The sequence below is a fragment of the Vibrio sp. 10N.222.51.C5 genome (genome assembly GCF_041474575.1).
In the GTDB taxonomy this organism is placed as follows: Bacteria; Pseudomonadota; Gammaproteobacteria; order Enterobacterales; family Vibrionaceae; genus Vibrio; species Vibrio crassostreae_C.
Genome location: NZ_JBFRUJ010000003.1, coordinates 50,178 through 67,251, shown reverse-complemented (window position 1 = coordinate 67,251; position 17,074 = coordinate 50,178). Strand labels below are relative to the sequence as shown.

At 44.9% G+C, this 17,074-nt stretch carries 14 protein-coding genes; 7 read left to right on the top strand and 7 right to left on the bottom strand.

The window, feature by feature from the left end; all coding sequences use genetic code 11:
* Positions 1 to 78: 78 nt before the first annotated feature.
* Positions 79 to 1,458: a PhoH family protein gene (locus AB4558_RS00700; protein WP_017062953.1), complete on the bottom strand. Its 1,380-nt coding sequence runs from the start codon at positions 1,456 to 1,458 to the stop codon at positions 79 to 81.
* Positions 1,459 to 1,924: 466 nt separating this feature from the next.
* On the opposite strand from AB4558_RS00700, the gene rapA reads away from it, so the two are divergent.
* On the top strand, positions 1,925 to 4,834 hold the full coding sequence (gene rapA, locus AB4558_RS00695) for an RNA polymerase-associated protein RapA (protein ID WP_017062952.1): 2,910 nt from the start codon (positions 1,925 to 1,927) through the stop codon (positions 4,832 to 4,834).
* 92 nt (positions 4,835 to 4,926) lie between these two features.
* Here rapA and AB4558_RS00690 read toward each other — a convergent pair whose 3' ends face one another.
* The gene (locus AB4558_RS00690; protein ID WP_372102352.1) at positions 4,927 to 6,204 is read right to left on the bottom strand and encodes an NRAMP family divalent metal transporter; all 1,278 of its coding nucleotides are present in this window, start codon (positions 6,202 to 6,204) and stop codon (positions 4,927 to 4,929) included.
* A gap of 158 nt (positions 6,205 to 6,362) precedes the next feature.
* On the opposite strand from AB4558_RS00690, the gene AB4558_RS00685 reads away from it, so the two are divergent.
* Both AB4558_RS00685 and AB4558_RS00680 read left to right on the top strand, forming a co-directional pair.
* Complete coding sequence (locus tag AB4558_RS00685) at positions 6,363 to 7,097, top strand: pseudouridine synthase (RefSeq protein WP_372157665.1); 735 nt, start codon at positions 6,363 to 6,365, stop codon at positions 7,095 to 7,097.
* A gap of 36 nt (positions 7,098 to 7,133) precedes the next feature.
* Positions 7,134 to 8,096 carry a D-2-hydroxyacid dehydrogenase gene (locus AB4558_RS00680; protein WP_102321209.1) on the top strand — a complete coding sequence of 321 codons (963 nt, stop codon included), beginning with the start codon at positions 7,134 to 7,136 and terminating at the stop codon, positions 8,094 to 8,096.
* Between the two features lie 84 nt (positions 8,097 to 8,180).
* Here AB4558_RS00680 and AB4558_RS00675 read toward each other — a convergent pair whose 3' ends face one another.
* The 4 genes from AB4558_RS00675 to argR all read right to left on the bottom strand — a co-directional run bounded on the left by AB4558_RS00675 (position 8,181) and on the right by argR (position 13,339).
* Positions 8,181 to 8,618 carry a universal stress protein gene (locus AB4558_RS00675; RefSeq protein WP_004740830.1) on the bottom strand — a complete coding sequence of 146 codons (438 nt, stop codon included), beginning with the start codon at positions 8,616 to 8,618 and terminating at the stop codon, positions 8,181 to 8,183.
* A 104-nt stretch (positions 8,619 to 8,722) separates the two neighbouring features.
* Complete coding sequence (locus tag AB4558_RS00670) at positions 8,723 to 11,302, bottom strand: TRAP transporter permease (RefSeq protein ID WP_372073158.1); 2,580 nt, start codon at positions 11,300 to 11,302, stop codon at positions 8,723 to 8,725.
* 255 nt (positions 11,303 to 11,557) lie between these two features.
* Positions 11,558 to 12,526: a TAXI family TRAP transporter solute-binding subunit gene (locus tag AB4558_RS00665; protein ID WP_017061374.1), complete on the bottom strand. Its 969-nt coding sequence runs from the start codon at positions 12,524 to 12,526 to the stop codon at positions 11,558 to 11,560.
* 342 nt (positions 12,527 to 12,868) lie between these two features.
* On the bottom strand, positions 12,869 to 13,339 hold the full coding sequence (gene argR, locus AB4558_RS00660; RefSeq protein WP_004740827.1) for a transcriptional regulator ArgR: 471 nt from the start codon (positions 13,337 to 13,339) through the stop codon (positions 12,869 to 12,871).
* Between the two features lie 332 nt (positions 13,340 to 13,671).
* Here argR and mdh point away from each other — a divergent pair, with 332 nt between their 5' ends.
* Together mdh and AB4558_RS00650 are read left to right on the top strand one after the other, a co-directional pair.
* Positions 13,672 to 14,607, top strand: a complete 936-nt coding sequence (gene mdh, locus AB4558_RS00655) for a malate dehydrogenase (RefSeq protein WP_009847834.1) — start codon at positions 13,672 to 13,674, stop codon at positions 14,605 to 14,607.
* A gap of 124 nt (positions 14,608 to 14,731) precedes the next feature.
* Positions 14,732 to 14,923, top strand: a complete 192-nt coding sequence (locus tag AB4558_RS00650) for a hypothetical protein (protein WP_017061375.1) — start codon at positions 14,732 to 14,734, stop codon at positions 14,921 to 14,923.
* Between the two features lie 103 nt (positions 14,924 to 15,026).
* On the opposite strand, the gene ispB is transcribed toward AB4558_RS00650, so the two are convergent.
* Positions 15,027 to 15,998: an octaprenyl diphosphate synthase gene (ispB, locus tag AB4558_RS00645; RefSeq protein ID WP_017061376.1), complete on the bottom strand. Its 972-nt coding sequence runs from the start codon at positions 15,996 to 15,998 to the stop codon at positions 15,027 to 15,029.
* A 268-nt stretch (positions 15,999 to 16,266) separates the two neighbouring features.
* Between ispB and rplU the strand changes: the two genes are divergently transcribed.
* Complete coding sequence (rplU, locus tag AB4558_RS00640) at positions 16,267 to 16,578, top strand: 50S ribosomal protein L21 (protein WP_004740823.1); 312 nt, start codon at positions 16,267 to 16,269, stop codon at positions 16,576 to 16,578.
* 19 nt (positions 16,579 to 16,597) lie between these two features.
* Positions 16,598 to 16,855, top strand: a complete 258-nt coding sequence (gene rpmA / locus AB4558_RS00635; RefSeq protein ID WP_004735905.1) for a 50S ribosomal protein L27 — start codon at positions 16,598 to 16,600, stop codon at positions 16,853 to 16,855.
* The last annotated feature ends 219 nt before the right edge of the window (positions 16,856 to 17,074 follow it).

Here is a 17,074-nt window from a genome sequence, read left to right as displayed (position 1 = left end):
TGCTTATCCGAACGGCATTACTCCAATGTGAGGCGCTTTTTGTTTTTAGATTACTGATTCAGTGAGCGTATAGAGTCACTACATGTTCTCTTCCGCAAACTCAGCTAGTCGGCTACGCACCACACCATTGAGGTGGATGTTGGCACTGCCTTCGAAGTTTTTAAAACGCTCAACCATGTAGGTTAAGCCTGAAGTCACAGGGGTTAGGTAAGAAGAATCTATCTGCGCTAAGTTACCTGAGCAGACGATCTTAGTACCTTCACCACAACGGGTGATGATGGTTTTTATCTGTGAAGCGGTGAGGTTCTGACACTCATCCAAAAGCACAAAGGCATTTTGAATCGAGCGGCCACGCATGAAGTTGATTGATTTGAACTGGATATTGGCTTTGTCACAGATGTACTTCATCGAGCCTTCTGTGCAGTGGTCGTTCTTGTGCAGCGCTTCCAGTGTATCGGTCACTGCGGCTAACCAAGGCAACATTTTCTCTTCCTCTGTACCCGGAAGGAAACCTATCGACTCACCAATATCAGGGGTGTTGCGGGTTACGATGATCTTATCGAATTGCTTACGTTCAATGGTTTGTTCAAGTGCAGCAGCCATAGCAAGCAGTGTCTTACCACTACCTGCGGCGCCAGTGAGAATCACAAGATCAATATCAGGGTCGAGCAGCGCATCAATCGCCATGCCTTGATAGACGTTCTTTGGTGTGATGTCCCATGCTCTGCGATTCATCAATCTTTCGCGGCTGAGGTCTCTCAGGGTAATGCTTTCCGGCTCAATCTCCTCGACTCGAGCGGCAAAGTCACTTTCTTCGTCAATCACATATTGGTTGAGGAAGGTTGGTTCGAACGGCGCTCTTGCTAAGGTGTGCAGCGTCTTGCCGCCTAAACTTCTGCTCTCGACATTATCGATACCATCCCAAAATGAGCCTTCCAGTTGTTGGAAGCCTTTGGTGAGGTATTGGATATCATCAATCAGTTGGTCAGTTTGATAGTCTTCAACAAAACGTACACCGGCGCCTTTTGCTCGTAAACGCATATTGATGTCTTTGGTGATGAGAACCACTTCGCGTGGTGCGCGTTTATTTTGAAGATAGAGGACAGCGTTGAGGATTCGGTTATCGCCCGCCTTGTCATCGGCAAAGGCTTTGATGCTTTCTTGAAGTTCGTAGTCAGCGAGTATTGAAATACTGCCAGATGCATTTATGTCTTTAGAAAAAGGGATGCCTTCCGATATTTGGTCTGGTGTGGCTTCCCTGAACAGGTCTTCGAGCGTTCGAATCGCAATTCTCGCATCTCGAGCAACGTCTCTTTTACTGTCTTTGATTCTGTCGAGTTCTTCTAGCACTGTCATGGGGATAACGACATCGTGCTCTTGGAAAGAAAATATAGCGAAGGGTTCGTGAAGTAGGATATTGGTGTCTAAAACAAATAGCTTCCGGTTGGTCTCGCCCATAGCATCTCCTTGCCGACGTGCGGCTTGCCTTGCATTCATTGAACGTAGATAAAGCTCATATAAAGATTAGTATCTGATTCTGGTGATAGTCAACTACTCACCTAAACTTCATCTAGAGGAACAGCACCATATCGTTACGAGTGAATATGGTGTATTCGTTTGAGAGCAGCAATCTGCTACCTATAGATTAACCATGAATTTTTGACAGTTTGATTGCACTGGCGAAAACAGAAAAAAAGCATGAAATCATCTCCTTTAGGCGTGACCTAAATCACAGCATCGAGTAAGATTAGCGACCTTTTTCTGCACCATTTTCTCGAGATATTTATTATTGAGAGCGCACTTAAAAAGTGGCTGCAAACTAGACATTTTTGGCTATATTTTTAGTTCAGGAGCGATAATGTTCTTGTTTAAAACTGCAGTTAAGAAGACCAAATTCCAACTATAAGATTGAGGTAGTCGATTCATGACATTTGCTTTGGGGCAACGCTGGATAAGCGATACGGAGAGCGATTTAGGTTTAGGTACCGTTGTAGCAATGGATGCTCGCACAGTGACACTAATGTTTGCAGCGTCAGAAGAAAACCGTGTTTATGCACGTACTGATGCTCCCGTAACCCGAGTAACGTTTAATGTAGGCGATGTCATCGAATGCCAAGAAGGTTGGTCTCTGTCTGTCGAAGAAGTTATCGAAGACAAAGGGCTGCTAACCTACTTAGGTACTCGCGAAGATACCCAAGAAACAGAAGTCACTCTGCGTGAAATCTTCTTAAGCAACCAGATCCGCTTTAACAAGCCACAAGATAAGCTATACGCAGGTCAAATCGACCGTATGGATAACTTTGTGTTGCGTTACCGTGCGCTAAGCAACCAGTACCAACAACACAAGAGCCCGATGCGTGGCTTGTGTGGTATGCGTGCTGGCTTGATCCCTCATCAGCTATACATCGCTCATGAAGTGGGTCGTCGTCACGCTCCGCGCGTTTTACTGGCTGATGAAGTGGGCCTAGGTAAAACCATCGAAGCGGGCATGATCATCCACCAACAGGTGCTGTCTGGCCGTGCTGAACGCATTCTGATTGTGGTTCCTGAAACTCTACAACACCAATGGTTAGTAGAGATGATGCGCCGTTTCAACCTGCATTTTTCTATCTTCGATGAAGAGCGTTGTATTGAAGCGTTTGCTGAATCAGACAACCCGTTTGATACCCAGCAGTACGTTCTGTGTTCTTTGGACTTCCTACGTAAGAGCCGTAAGCGCTACGAGCAAGCACTTGAAGGCGAGTGGGACTTGTTGGTTGTCGATGAAGCGCACCACCTTGAGTGGAGCCAAGACAAACCAAGCCGTGAATACCAAGTGGTTGAAGGCTTAGCGGAAAATACGTCTGGTGTGCTACTACTAACAGCAACGCCTGAACAGCTTGGTCGTGAGAGCCACTTTGCACGTCTGCGTCTGCTTGATCCTGATCGCTTCTACGATTACGAAGCATTCGTTGAAGAAGAAGACCAATACGCACCGGTTGCTGATGCAGTAACGGCTCTGTTCTCTGGAGTGAAGCTTGAAAACAGCGCGAAGAACCAGATTACGGAACTGCTTTCTGAGCAAGATGTTGAGCCTCTATTCCGCGTTATCGAAGGTGATAGCAGCGAAGAAGAGCAAGCGTTAGCTCGCCAAGAATTGATTGATAACCTTATGGATCGCCATGGTACTGGCCGTGTTCTTTTCAGAAACACACGTGCTGCAATCAAAGGCTTCCCTAAGCGTAATGTAAACCTACTGCCGATGGAGATTCCAACGCAGTACACAACCTCAATGCGTGTATCTGGCATGATCGGTGGCAAAATGGCTCCCGAAGCTCGTGCAATGAAGATGCTGTATCCAGAAGAGATCTTCCAAGAGTTTGAAGGTGAAGATTCAAGCTGGTGGCAGTTCGACTCACGTGTTAACTGGTTGATTGAAAAGATCCAAGACAAGCGCAGCGAGAAAATCCTAGTGATCGCCTCTCGTGCAAGTACGGCTCTTCAATTAGAGCAAGCACTGCGTGAGCGTGAAGGTGTGCGTGCAACCGTATTCCACGAAGGCATGTCGATTCTAGAGCGTGATAAAGCTGCGGCTTACTTTGCTCAAGAAGAGGGCGGCGCTCAGGTTCTTATCTGTAGTGAAATCGGCTCTGAAGGTCGTAACTTCCAGTTCGCTAACCAACTTGTGATGTTCGATCTTCCATTCAACCCAGACTTGCTTGAGCAACGTATTGGCCGTTTGGACCGTATCGGTCAGCTGCGTGATATCGACATTCATGTTCCTTACCTAAAAGGCACATCACAGGCGATCCTTGCGCGTTGGTTCGATGAAGGTCTGAATGCATTTGCGGAAACTTGTCCAACGGGTCGCACGGTTTACGATAAGTACTCAGATGTTCTTATCGAGATGCTGGCTTCTGGTAACACTGAGCAACTTGATGAAGTGATTGAAGAGTCTGCCAAGCTAAATCAAAGCCTGAAATCAGATCTAGAAAAAGGCCGTGATCGCCTATTAGAAATGCACTCAAACGGCGGCGACAAAGCGCATGAAATTGCAGAGAAGATTGCCTCGACTGACGGCGACACTAACCTAGTAACGTTTGCACTAAGCCTGTTCGATACGATTGGCTTGAACCAAGACGACAAGGGTGAGAATGCTCTGGTTGTAACGCCGTCTGAGCACATGATGGTGCCAAGCTACCCAGGCTTACCATACGAAGGCGCAACCATCACGTTTGATCGTGATACTGCGCTTTCTCGTGAAGACATGAACTTCATTAGCTGGGAACACCCAATGATTCAGGGCGGTATCGATCTGCTACTGAGTGAAGGTGTTGGTGCATCAGCGGTATCACTACTGAAAAACAAAGCGCTGCCAGTGGGTACTATCCTGCTTGAGCTGGTTTACCTTGTGGATGCGCAAGCGCCGAAACGCAGCGGTATCAGCCAGTTCTTGCCTAAGACGCCAATTCGTTTGATGATGGATGGCCGTGGTAATGACTTATCAGCTCAGGTTGAGTTCGACAGCTTTAACCGTCAATTAAGCCCTGTAAACCGTCACCTAGCGAGCAAGCTAGTTAACTCGGTACAAGGTGAAATTCACAAGCTAATCGAAGCGGGTGAGACGCACGTACTTCCTAAAGTGGAAGAAGTGCGTGAACAAGCTCAACGAGATATGCAGACTAACCTGAACGGTGAATTAGAGCGTCTACAAGCGCTTAAAGCCGTGAATCCTAATATTCGTGATGAAGAGCTAGAGGTAATCGAAGCTCAAATCAATGAACTGACCGGTTACATCAGCAAAGCTCAGGTTCAGCTAGATTCATTACGCTTGATTGTGGTTTCTCACAACTAGTTTTGAATTAGCGAAATGCTTCAACGAAATAAGGCCTTCATTATGAAGGCCTTATTTGTATCTGTAGCTTAATTAACAATTCAAGTAGCTGGTTACATTAACCACTTCCACCAAACAAATACCGCTAGGAAACCAAATAGGTAAACAAGACCTGCTACAGACAACCATTTTAGTTTGCTGCCAATGGCTAGCGCTTCTGGAAGCTTAGCTTTGTTGACCAAGATGAAATTAAGCAGAGCGAAGAATGGCGTTGTTGCAAACGCGAGTACCATTGCGAAATCGAGCATAGGCATCAGTGCTGCGCTAAAGAACATCACAATCGCGAGTGCCGCGATAGAGACAATGATTATCCAGCCTTGCAGCATTCTTGGGCTTGAATCTTTTTTGAATAATAGACGTTGTGATTCAGCAAGCACGCGTGAGTAGCCATCGATAACGGTAATGGTGCTACCAAAGATACAGAAGAAAGCGATAAGAGCGATTAACGGGCGAGACCATTCACCAATTGTCGAAGCGTAGATGCCGACCAATTGATGAGTAAAGCCAACACCGGAGCGAGACAGTTCAACTCCCGAACCGTGAAGTACTAGCGCGCCTAACGCAACGAATACTAAAGCAAGCAGCGCCGTACCAATGTAGCCAACGTTAAAGTCGAACAGCGCTGATTGTGCGGTCACTTCCTGCTTCTCTTTTTGGCTTTTTAGCCACATAGAGGTGATGCTTGATATTTCGATAGGCGCAGGCATCCAACCCATGGTCACCACGATAAAACCAATAGCAGCCAATGACCAAGGCGACGGTGGAACAAAAGCAGTATCAGGTTCGACTGGAGAGCCGATAGCAATGGCGACTGCAGCTAAGGTTGTGATGGTTAAGATCGCCATGATCGCTTTAGATAGTGTATCTAGAGCACGATAATGGCCAGCAAACAGAATGATCAAACAGGTCGCTAAAACGATCATGCATAAGGTGCTAGTGGCTAAATCGAAAGGAACAAAGTAACTGAGTAGGCTTGCACTGAATAATAGCAGGGCAGCGGTATTCACGACCGCAGATATGGCACTCAAGATCGAAAAGATCACAAGGTATGGGCGGCCTAGGTTAGAGTAACCTTCCACCAAGCTTTGACCCGTTCCTAGCGTGTATTGGATGCCGGCTCTGAAGAATGGATATTTAAATACGTTAACGAGGATAATGAGAGCGGCAAGCTGCCAACCATAAATCGCACCCGCCTTGGTTGAGGCGACTAAGTGAGAACCACCTACAGCCGCTGCGGCCATCATAATGCCTGGGCCAAGAGACTTAATTAAACTTGATAGGGGAGCTGAGGTTGGTGTTTTTGTGTTGGTGGTTTTAACCGTACTGTCCATCGTTTTTCCTTTGATGCTGACTTCTTATTATCTGTTACCCTATCAATACCATGTTTTGTAAAGCCGTCAACTTTTATGTACGAAAATATTGAAAATTGTATTTATTTATAAACGAATCAACCGTGAATTATTTGTTCACTAGCAATTAAGAGGCTTCAATGGCGTTAGAACAGTACACACCACCACGTGAACCGTGGATTGATATTGTTTATCAAGATGACGATATTCTTGTGGTGAACAAGCCTGCAGGCCTGCTTTCTGTTCCGGGTAGGTTACCTGAGCATTACGACAGTATGTGGAGTCGCTTGGTTGTCGAATTTCCAGAGATTCAAGTCGTGCATCGATTAGACATGTCGACATCGGGCTTGATGCTGCTCGCTAAACACAAACAAGCTGAGCGTCATTTGAAGAAGCAATTTCAATATCGACTGACACACAAACTCTATTACGCCCGAGTATGGGGTTCAGTAGAAGAAGCTGAAGGTTTGATTGACCTCCCTCTTATTTGCGATTGGCCAAACCGGCCGAAGCAGAAAGTGTGTTTCGAGGATGGTAAATCATCTCAGACTCGCTATGTGGTTGAGCAAGAAGAGGTAAAAACGACCTTATTGAAGTTACTGCCGATTACCGGGCGTTCCCATCAGTTGCGAGTGCACTGTATGGAAATAGGGAACCCAATTGTGGGTGATGAGTTTTATGCAACGCTAGATGCGTTTAACTATAGCGATAGGTTGGCTCTGCACGCGTGTGAACTCAGTTTTTATCACCCGGCCAATGATCAGTTATTCAAAGCCTTTGTTCCGTGTGAGTTTTATCCTCAAGCATCGCCACAAATCGAACAGCACTTTGAAATTGCGCCTGAGCTTCCAGACTACAGTAAGCTAAAAGCTTAGAATGGACTGATTCATAGATCTAACCAAGGAAGAAGAATGCCAACGCTGAAAGTTGTGTTTCTCGATAGAGCGACTATCCCATCTCAAATTCATTTAAAGCCTCTGAGCTTTGAGCATGAATGGGTAGAGTATGATTTCACAGCTCCTGAGCAAGTATCAGAGCGAGTTGAAGAAGCTGATGTGGTGATCACTAACAAGGTAGTGCTCAATGAGTCGAATCTCGCTGGTGCGAAAAAACTCAAGTTGATCGCGGTTTCAGCGACCGGTGTCAATAATGTCGATGTGGAATACTGCAAATCTAAAAACATTGCAGTGACAAACGTACAAGGTTATGCGACTCAATCGGTTCCTGAACATGTCATCGCAATGCTGTTTGCACTTAAACGAAACCTTGTTGGTTATCACAAAGACATTGAGGCAGGTGAGTGGCAAAAGGACAAGCAGTTCTGCTTCTTTACTCATCCGATTCAAGATGTGGCTGGCAGCACACTGGGGTTGATGGGGAGTGGCAGCTTAGGTCAAGCCACCGCAATGTTAGCCAAAGCGATTGGTATGAAGGTGATGTTTGCCGAGCGAAAAGGAGCAGAGTCTTGTCGAGAAGGGTATCTACCTTTTGATACGGTATTGAAGCAAGCGGATGCGATCAGTCTACATTGCCCATTGACTGATGCGACCCAAAATCTGATTTCAGAGCGAGAGCTCACAATGATGAAATCGAGCGCGGTATTAATTAATGCCGGGCGCGGAGGTCTAGTAGATGAACAAGCCCTAGTTGAGGCTTTGAAAAAACATGAGATTGCAGGCGCAGGTATGGATGTGTTTACACAAGAGCCAGCCGACAACTCAAATCCACTATTGGCTAATAGCCACTTACCGAACTTATTACTCACTCCACATGTGGCGTGGGGCAGTGACAGTTCAATTCAAAAACTGTCTGATATCTTAATCGATAATATTGATGGGTTTGTTGAGGGTAATCCGCAGAACTTAGTGAGTTGATTAAAGAATTAAATGGTGCGAACGCAAAACAAAAAAGGTTGGCCTGTAGGCCAACCTTTTTAGATTGTGTGTCGATTAAATGACTTAACCTTGCGGTTTAACCACCAATACATTGATTGGTGAGTTCTGTACTACTTTGCTTGCAACCGAGCCAAGTACCACTTTGTCGATTTTTGAACGCTTATGGCTAGGCATCACGATAAGGTCGGCGCCAAGCTTTTCTGCGTAATCAAGAATCGTCGCGTAGGTTTTACCCTCAGCAACATGAACTTTGTAAACCACTTCATCGTCGATGTGTTTGTCGGCAAACTCTTTGAGCTGATTTTTAACATCAAGCTTCATTTGGTTCGCTGCATCTTTCGGGAAGTAAGACGCCACCATCGACATGTGAATGCCTGGTAGTACGTTCAGAATGTGGATTTCAGCATTGCTGTGTTTTGCGTGCCATACCGCCAGTTCGACTGCCTTATCAGAAAAGCCTTTGTCATTAAGATCAACAGGAACAAGGATTTGTTTATACATGTATTCGTCTCTTTTTAATCAGCGCTAAGCTTTCACTTAGCACTGTAATTATCCTTTCCATGTAATAAAGCCAAATAGCGCTAAGCACTACTCAGCCTTATCCATTACGCGCTAATCTCATCCTTACGAGCACGTCTTCTTTGGTTCATCGCTAAACCAATCAAAATGATCAGAGCTGGTAAGAATACCCACTCTTTCATTGGTCGATCTGCATCTTGGATAACGGATTTGATTTCCCAATCGAAATCAATACCAGCCGCTTCTGCTGGGCTACCGAACTCAACCATATCAACAATCATCTTGCCTTCTGATTCAGTCAGCATTAGACCCATAGAGGCAATACGATCTTCACTTGAGGTCGCAGAATCTTCAAACGGCAGGCGAACTGTCTTTTCAGAATAGTCACCTTCTAAGTTTTCGCCACCCACTCTAAGTTCAAGTGATTGTCCCACATCCAGCTTTTCCGTGATTTGAGCAATCTCAACTCCAGGTGAAAGAACTTTCTCTGGGTAAATCATGTCCCACCAGAAGCCAGGGCGGAAGAAAGTGAAGGTTAATGCAATAAGCAGCACCGTTTCCCACCACTTGTTCTTGGTGAACCACCAACCTTGTGTTGCAGCTGCGAAGATAAGTACCGCAGTCACAGATGAGAAAATCGTTAGTGCTAAGTGCCACCAAGAATCAATGCCCATCAGTAGTAGTTGAGTATTGAAGATGAACATGAAAGGTAGAATTGCGGTACGGATATCATAGGTGAAGCCTTGGATACCAGTACGAATCGGATCTGATTTCGCAATTGCCGCTGCTGCAAACGCCGCGAGACCTACCGGAGGTGTATCATCCGCAAGAATACCAAAGTAGAACACGAATAAGTGAACCGCAATCAATGGAATGATCAAGCCGTGCGCAGCGCCTAGGGTCACGATTACCGGAGCCATCAGCGTTGATACAACGATGTAGTTCGCCGTTGTTGGCAAGCCCATACCTAAGATCAAGCTGATTACTGCAGTGAATAGCAACATAAGAATGATGCTACCGCCTGAGATAAACTCAACGAAGTCCGTCATTACTAGACCGATACCCGTTAGAGTCACCACGCCTACAACCGTACCTGCAGCCGCTGTCGCGACACCGATACCAATCATGTTACGTGCGCCTGAAACCAAGCTCTCTGCGAGATCAACGAAGCCAGCTTTAGTTTGCTCTGCAAGATCGTCTGATTTGTTCATCAGAGTCATTAACGGACGCTGAGTGATCAGAATGAAGATCATGAACACGGTCGCCCAGAATGCCGACAGACCTGGAGAGAAACGTTCAACCGTCAGACACCAAACTAGCACTACGATAGGCAGTAGGAAGTGTAAACCTGATTTAATCGTTGGGCCTGGATCCGGAACTTCTTTTAGATCAGCATCGATTTCCATGCCGCCTTCAGCTGCGTATTTTGCAGATACGCGAACCAGAGCAACATAAGCGATCAATAGCGCCACAGTTACGATTGGTGTTGCCGCATCGCCAAATACATCTTTCGTCCAACCCACACCGTAGTAAACCGCAGCGCTGATGACACACAGACCTAAAATGGTACCCGTGAAAGACAGTAAGCTTTGTACGATAGTTGGTGTGTGGCGACGAGGTAGGCCAGTCATACCTGCTTTACATGCTTCTAGATGAACAATGTAAATCAGAGCGATGTAAGAGATCAGAGCGGGCAGTAGCGCGGCTTTGATTACTTCTACATACGAAATGCCCACATACTCAACCATCAAGAAGGCTGCTGCACCCATGATAGGTGGTGTTAATTGACCATTGGTTGAAGCCGCGACTTCTACCGCACCGGCTTTTGTGCCCGGGAAACCAACACGCTTCATTAGCGGGATAGTAAAGGTACCCGTGGTTACCACGTTCGCGATAGATGAACCTGATACCAAACCAGACAGACCTGATGCGACAACGGCTGCTTTCGCTGGGCCGCCTTTCATGTGACCAAGCAGTGAGAATGCAACTTTAATAAAGTAAGCACCGGCGCCAGCACGTTCTAGCATTGCACCAAACAGTACAAACAAGAATACGAATGACGTTGATACGCCAAGTGCCACACCGAATACACCTTCAGTTGTTAGCCACAGATGCGACATTGCCTTGTTCAGGCTCGCACCTTTGTGGGCAATAACGTCCGGCATGTGAGGGCCGCCAAAGGTATAAAGTAGGAATACTGCTGCCACAACCATAAGAGGTGGACCCAAAGCGCGTCGTGTTGCTTCAAGCAGTAAAACCATACCGAATACAGCCGCAACAATATCGAATGTTGTTGGTGCGCCCGATCGCTCAGCGAGTTCAGTATAGAAAATATAGATATAAGAAGCTGAAAAGCTACCTACAAGCGCTAATATCCAATCGACTGCGGGGATGCGATCCCTAGGCGAATTCTTCATGGCTGGATAAGCGGTAAAGGCTAGGAAAATAGCAAACGTAAGGTGAATTGCTCGAGCTTCAGTGTCGTTTAAAATTGCGAAGTTAAAAATGAACGGCAGCGGAGATGCATACCAAAGTTGGAACAGTGACCAACATAGAGGCACAAACCATAAAATACGGCCTTGGATACCACGAGGGCTACGCGCACCAGTATCTGATTGTGCCACCATTTCTTGCACATCTGGAGACGGTGATGTTGTCTGCGTCATGTACTTTATCCTTATTATTGATGGTCTGCCTTTTCTTACGAACAACCAAACGTTATTTATTTCCTATCTAGTGTAGTGAATGGATAGGGAAATGCGTTTTTTGTTCGTCTTTGTCTTAGGCTTGATACGAAGGTAAGTCCTCCAAATTGGAGAAACTTAAAGGGCTGTTCTTTTCACTTAAATTATTTTTATAAAACGTGAAAAGCCAATAAGGAGGGCTAGCCTCCTTATTGGTGTAGTAGGCTTAAAGTAGAGTTACTTTAGAAGGCCCACTTCTTTGTAGTATTTTGCTGCGCCTGGGTGAAGAGGGATAGAGATACCCGCTTTAACCATGTCTTCTTTTTTCAGGTTAGCAAATGCTGGGTGTAGGCGTTTGAAAGTGTCAAAGTTTTCAAATACTGCCTTAGCAACGTTGTATGCAACTTCTTCAGAAACGTCTGAAGTTGTTACCATAGTAGCTGCAACACCGAAGCTGTTTACGTCAGCGTCAGTACCACGGTACATACCAGCAGGAACTGTGCTGTAAGCGTAGTATGGGTTTTCAGCTACGATCTTGTCGATCTGTGGACCTGTTGCTGAAACCAGTTTTGCATCACAAGACGTTGTTGCTTCTTTGATTGATCCGTTCGGGTGACCAACCATGTAGATGAATGCATCAATCTTGTTATCACAAAGTGCTTGTGAACGCTCAGAACCTTTAAGTTCAGAAGCAAGTTTGAAGCTGTCGTTAGTCCAGCCCATAGCGTCCATTACAACACCCATCGTTGCACGGTCACCAGAACCTGGGTTACCAATGTTTACACGCTTACCTGCTAGGTCAGACACATTGTTGATGCCAGCATCAGTACGAGCGATGATGTTGAACGGTTCTGTATGTAGAGAGAACATCGCGCGAAGTTTCTTGTATTCGCCCTGATCTTTGAACTTACTTGTACCGTTGTAGCCGTGGTATTGCCAGTCCGATTGAACAACACCGAAATCTAGTTCACCAGCACGGATGGTGTTAACGTTGTAGATTGAACCACCAGTAGACTCTACAGAACAACGAATGTTGTGGTCTTTGCGGCCCTTGTTCACTAGCTTACAAATCGCACCACCAGTTGGGTAGTAAACACCCGTAACTGAACCAGTACCAATCGTGATGAACTCTTGAGCGTTAACAGCGCCAGCGCCCATTACAGCAGCTGCAATAGCACCAACTTTAATAAGTTTGGTAAATGCCATGAATTTCCCTTCCTTTATTCATTATTAACCCTGAAACAAGTGTAGTTGCTTCAGGAGTTTCCTATTTGGAAACGGCACCTTTTTCAATCCATGTGATGAAAAAGTGGCTGAATAATATCAAAAATTGGCAGAAAATTACTCGAATGTTAAAAGATATAGCTGAAAAATCTAACAAATGATGTCTGGATCTCGTGTTTGATTTACTACTGAATTTTTTAAAATCAATAGTTTAGTGTGATTTTGGAAGGGAGGTATGGATATTCTAGGATGTGATTTGGATCACGAAGCAAATAGATACTCGTGATCCATTAATAAGGCTGATAGTTATGAAACAGCGATCAATTATCCTGCGTATTCAAACAGTTCACACACTGAATCAAACAGTTGCTTAGTGGTAACCGATAACGTTGGGGTAATGAAGATAGTATCATCACCTGCGACTACGCCCAGTATACCTTCCGACTTACCTAGTGAGTCTAATAAACGAGCAATCAGCTGCGCCGCACCAGGACCTGTGTGTATCACCACCAATGCATTGTTGTGGTCAATATCTAGTACTAATTCTCGTAAAGAGCTAGAAACGGTCGGAACACCTAGCTCAGCAGGAAGACAGTAAACCATCTCCATTTTTGCGTTACGAGTTCGAACGGCACCAAACTTGGTTAACATACGCGAGACTTTAGACTGGTTGATGCTTTCAAAACCTTCGTGTTTTAGGGCATCCACAATTTCGCCTTGTGAGCCAAAACGTTCTTCTTTTAGTAAGGCTTTAAATGCACGAACTAAGTTGTCTTGCTTTTCTGTATTGCGCATATGTCATTCTTATTCATTAACAAAGATGTTTGCATATTTTCGCATACATATTCAATTTTAGCCAAAACATCCCTGTAATTTGTTAGTCATATCACTGTAAATATTTAATAGAATAATGTGTTATTTGCGACGACTTATTTTGTTATTTCAGTCGATTATCGCCATAATGCGAACTTGCTGTGTAGCACGGTTTTATTGACTTGCGCGAAGTCGCAAAGCTAGCGTTAATTGATTGTAATCACTTTGTGATTAATATAGTTTTTTAACTTAGATTTAGCTCAAGAATTACCCTACAAAGAATCTATAAGAGAAAGCTCTCAAGGAGAATAACAATGAAAGTAGCTGTTATTGGTGCCGCTGGTGGCATCGGTCAAGCCCTAGCCCTACTACTTAAGAACCGCCTACCTGCTGGTTCAGATCTTGCACTTTACGACATCGCTCCGGTAACACCGGGTGTTGCTGCCGATCTTAGCCATATCCCAACGCCTGTTTCGATCAAAGGTTACGCGGGTGAAGATCCAACACCAGCACTAGAAGGTGCGGATGTTGTACTTATTTCAGCGGGTGTTGCTCGTAAGCCTGGTATGGATCGTGCGGATCTTTTCAATGTGAACGCTGGCATTGTTAAGTCTCTTGCAGAGAAAATCGCAGTTACTTGTCCGACTGCTTGTGTTGGTATCATTACTAACCCAGTAAACACAACAGTGCCAATCGCGGCTGAAGTACTGAAGAAAGCGGGCGTTTACGACAAGCGTCGTCTATTCGGTATTACGACTCTTGATGTGATTCGTTCTGAAACGTTCGTTGCTGAACTAAAAGACAAAGATCCAGGCGACATCCGTGTTCCTGTTATCGGTGGCCACTCAGGCGTAACGATTCTTCCTCTACTTTCTCAAGTTGAAGGTGTAGAGTTCACTGACGAAGAAATCGCAGCACTAACGACTCGCATCCAAAATGCAGGTACAGAAGTAGTAGAAGCTAAAGCTGGCGGCGGCAGTGCGACACTGTCTATGGGTCAAGCGGCTTGTCGTTTCGGTCTTGCACTAGTTAAAGCACTTCAAGGTGAAGAAAACGTGATTGAATGTGCATACGTTGAAGGTGAAGGCGAGCACGCTCCATTCTTCGCACAGCCAGTTAAACTAGGCAAAGAGGGCGCTGAAGCGATCCTTAGCTACGGTGAGCTAAGTGACTTCGAACGTAACGCTTTAGATAGCATGCTTGAAACGCTAAATGGTGACATCGAGATTGGTGTTGAATTCGCTAAATAAGCGAAACGCTATTTAACTCAGACTTAAGCTAATTAATAAGGGCCGGTCATTATGATCGGCTTTTTTGATCCTGAAGTTCAAGCTACTCGTATTTAGCTTTACAATTAATGTGAAGGTAAATGTTATGGCTACTGTTCAGAAGGGTATGAATGTCGAATATTTGGGGCACTTAGGAAAAGTATTGGTAATTGATGAGCAAGAGCAGTACGCGCTAGTAGAGACTTACAACGGGCATGAGCAGTACGCGGTGCCAATGGAAGAGCTTGAAGAGATTGAAGCACAACTGCCGTTATCATTAGAAGCCAGTCGATATTGAATTTGGCTCACCTACAAATATTTGTTGAAAACCAAAAAAAAGAGCCCTGAGGCTCTTTTTGTTATTTATATAGAAGCTAGAAGCGAGTTGTCTATTAACCTGCTTACTTACTGCGTTTAACAGCTAAGTGTGCGAGCGTGGTTAGCGCTTGCTTATATTCTGAGTCAGGAAGTACAGAAAGCTCAGCGATGGCTTTATCGGCCTCTTCGTAGGCTTTATTTGTTGTGTACTCTAAAGAGCCTGTCTCTTTCATTACAGCCATAATATCGTCAAGACGTTCCATGCCGTTCGCTTTCTCAATCGCTTCACGAATCATGCTTGCTTGTTCAGGAGAGCCATTATGCATTGCGTAAAGTAGAGGCAGTGTTGGTTTGCCTTCGGCTAGATCGTCACCAACGTTTTTACCCATCTCTTTACCATCTGCAGTGTAATCCATCACATCGTCAATCAGTTGGAAAGCGGTGCCTAGGTATTTACCATAGTTCTGCATTGCTGTTTCGATCTCTGGTGATGACTCAGTAAGAATCGCACCGATTTGGGTCGCAGCTTCGAACAAACGAGCAGTCTTAGAGTAGATCACCTGCATGTAGCTTTCTTCTGTGGTGTCTGGGTTATTGCAGTTCATTAATTGTTGAACTTCACCCTCGGCAATCACGTTTACCGCTTCACTCATTAGCTCAAGGATCTTTAAAGATCCTAGCGTTGTCATCATTTGGAATGAGCGTGTGTAGATAAAGTCACCCACCAAAACGCTAGCGGCATTACCAAAAGCGGCATTGGCCGTCGCTTTACCGCGTCTCATGTCTGATTCATCGACAACATCGTCGTGAAGCAGGGTTGCGGTGTGAATAAACTCGATAAAGGCTGCAGAGGTGATATGAGCTTCACCTTGATAACCAAGTGCGCGAGCAGATAAAAGAGCAAGCAAAGGGCGTAGGCGTTTGCCACCACCGCTAACGATATAAAAACCAAGCTGGTTGATTAAACTTACGTCAGAATTAAGTTGGGCTTGAATTGTTTCATTCACTTTTGCCATATCATTGGCAGTAAGCGTTTGGATAGCTTTAAAATCCATTGTTCATCCGGCTGAAGTTAGACCCTGTAAGGCTTATACGTTGTATTTAATTGTTGAATAATACACTAAAAAACGTTGATTAATACATCGCTAAAGGGCATGATTGCCGCACTTTTCTTTGGCGAACAGGTTTTCGCCAATTTTTTAAAAATATGGCTTGTCATAGCGCCATGATTCCCGTAGAATCTGCGCCCTATTGATTAGTTTAGCGCACACCCGAGTTGTACAATTAACAACCATAGGCTGTGCGGAAAAAGCGGAGTAAAATATGTACGCTGTTTTCCAATCTGGTGGCAAACAACACCGAGTAAGCGAAGGTCAAACACTTCGTTTAGAGAAATTAGACGTTGAAACTGGTGCAACTGTTGAATTTGATAAAGTTCTTCTTGTTGCTAACGGCGAAGAAATCGCTGTTGGTGCACCTCTTGTTGAAGGTGGCAAGGTTACTGCAGAAGTAGTACAACACGGTCGTGGCGATAAAGTAAAAATCGTTAAGTTCCGTCGTCGTAAGCACTCGCGTAAGCAAGCTGGTCACCGTCAGTGGTTCACTGAAGTGAAAATCACTGGCATTAACGCTTAAGTATTAGGAGAGTTTAACAATGGCACATAAAAAAGCTGGCGGTTCTACTAATAACGGCCGCGATTCAGAAAGCAAACGTCTTGGTGTTAAGCGTTTTGGTGGTGAATCTGTTCTTGCAGGTAACATCATCGTTCGTCAACGTGGTACTAAGTTCCACGCTGGCACAAACGTTGGCATCGGTAAAGACCACACTCTTTTCGCTCTTACTGAAGGTAAGGTGAAATTTGCTGTTAAAGGTCCTAAAAACCGTAAGTTTGTAAGCATCGAAGCTGAGTAATTTAATCTTTAACTAGATTATTTTATTAGCTTTCAAGCTGAATTCAAAAGCCCTGCCGATTCGGCAGGGTTTTTTATTTATAGCAAGAATAAAAAAGCAGACGCTCTTGTTTTGGTTTTGAGAAGCCGTTTTATTTTTTGATAAACAGATTAGTTTTTAAGAAATAAGAAGCAAAGAACCTCTCCTTATTTGTTCCTTGGTTGCAGGTCGGCCTAGATC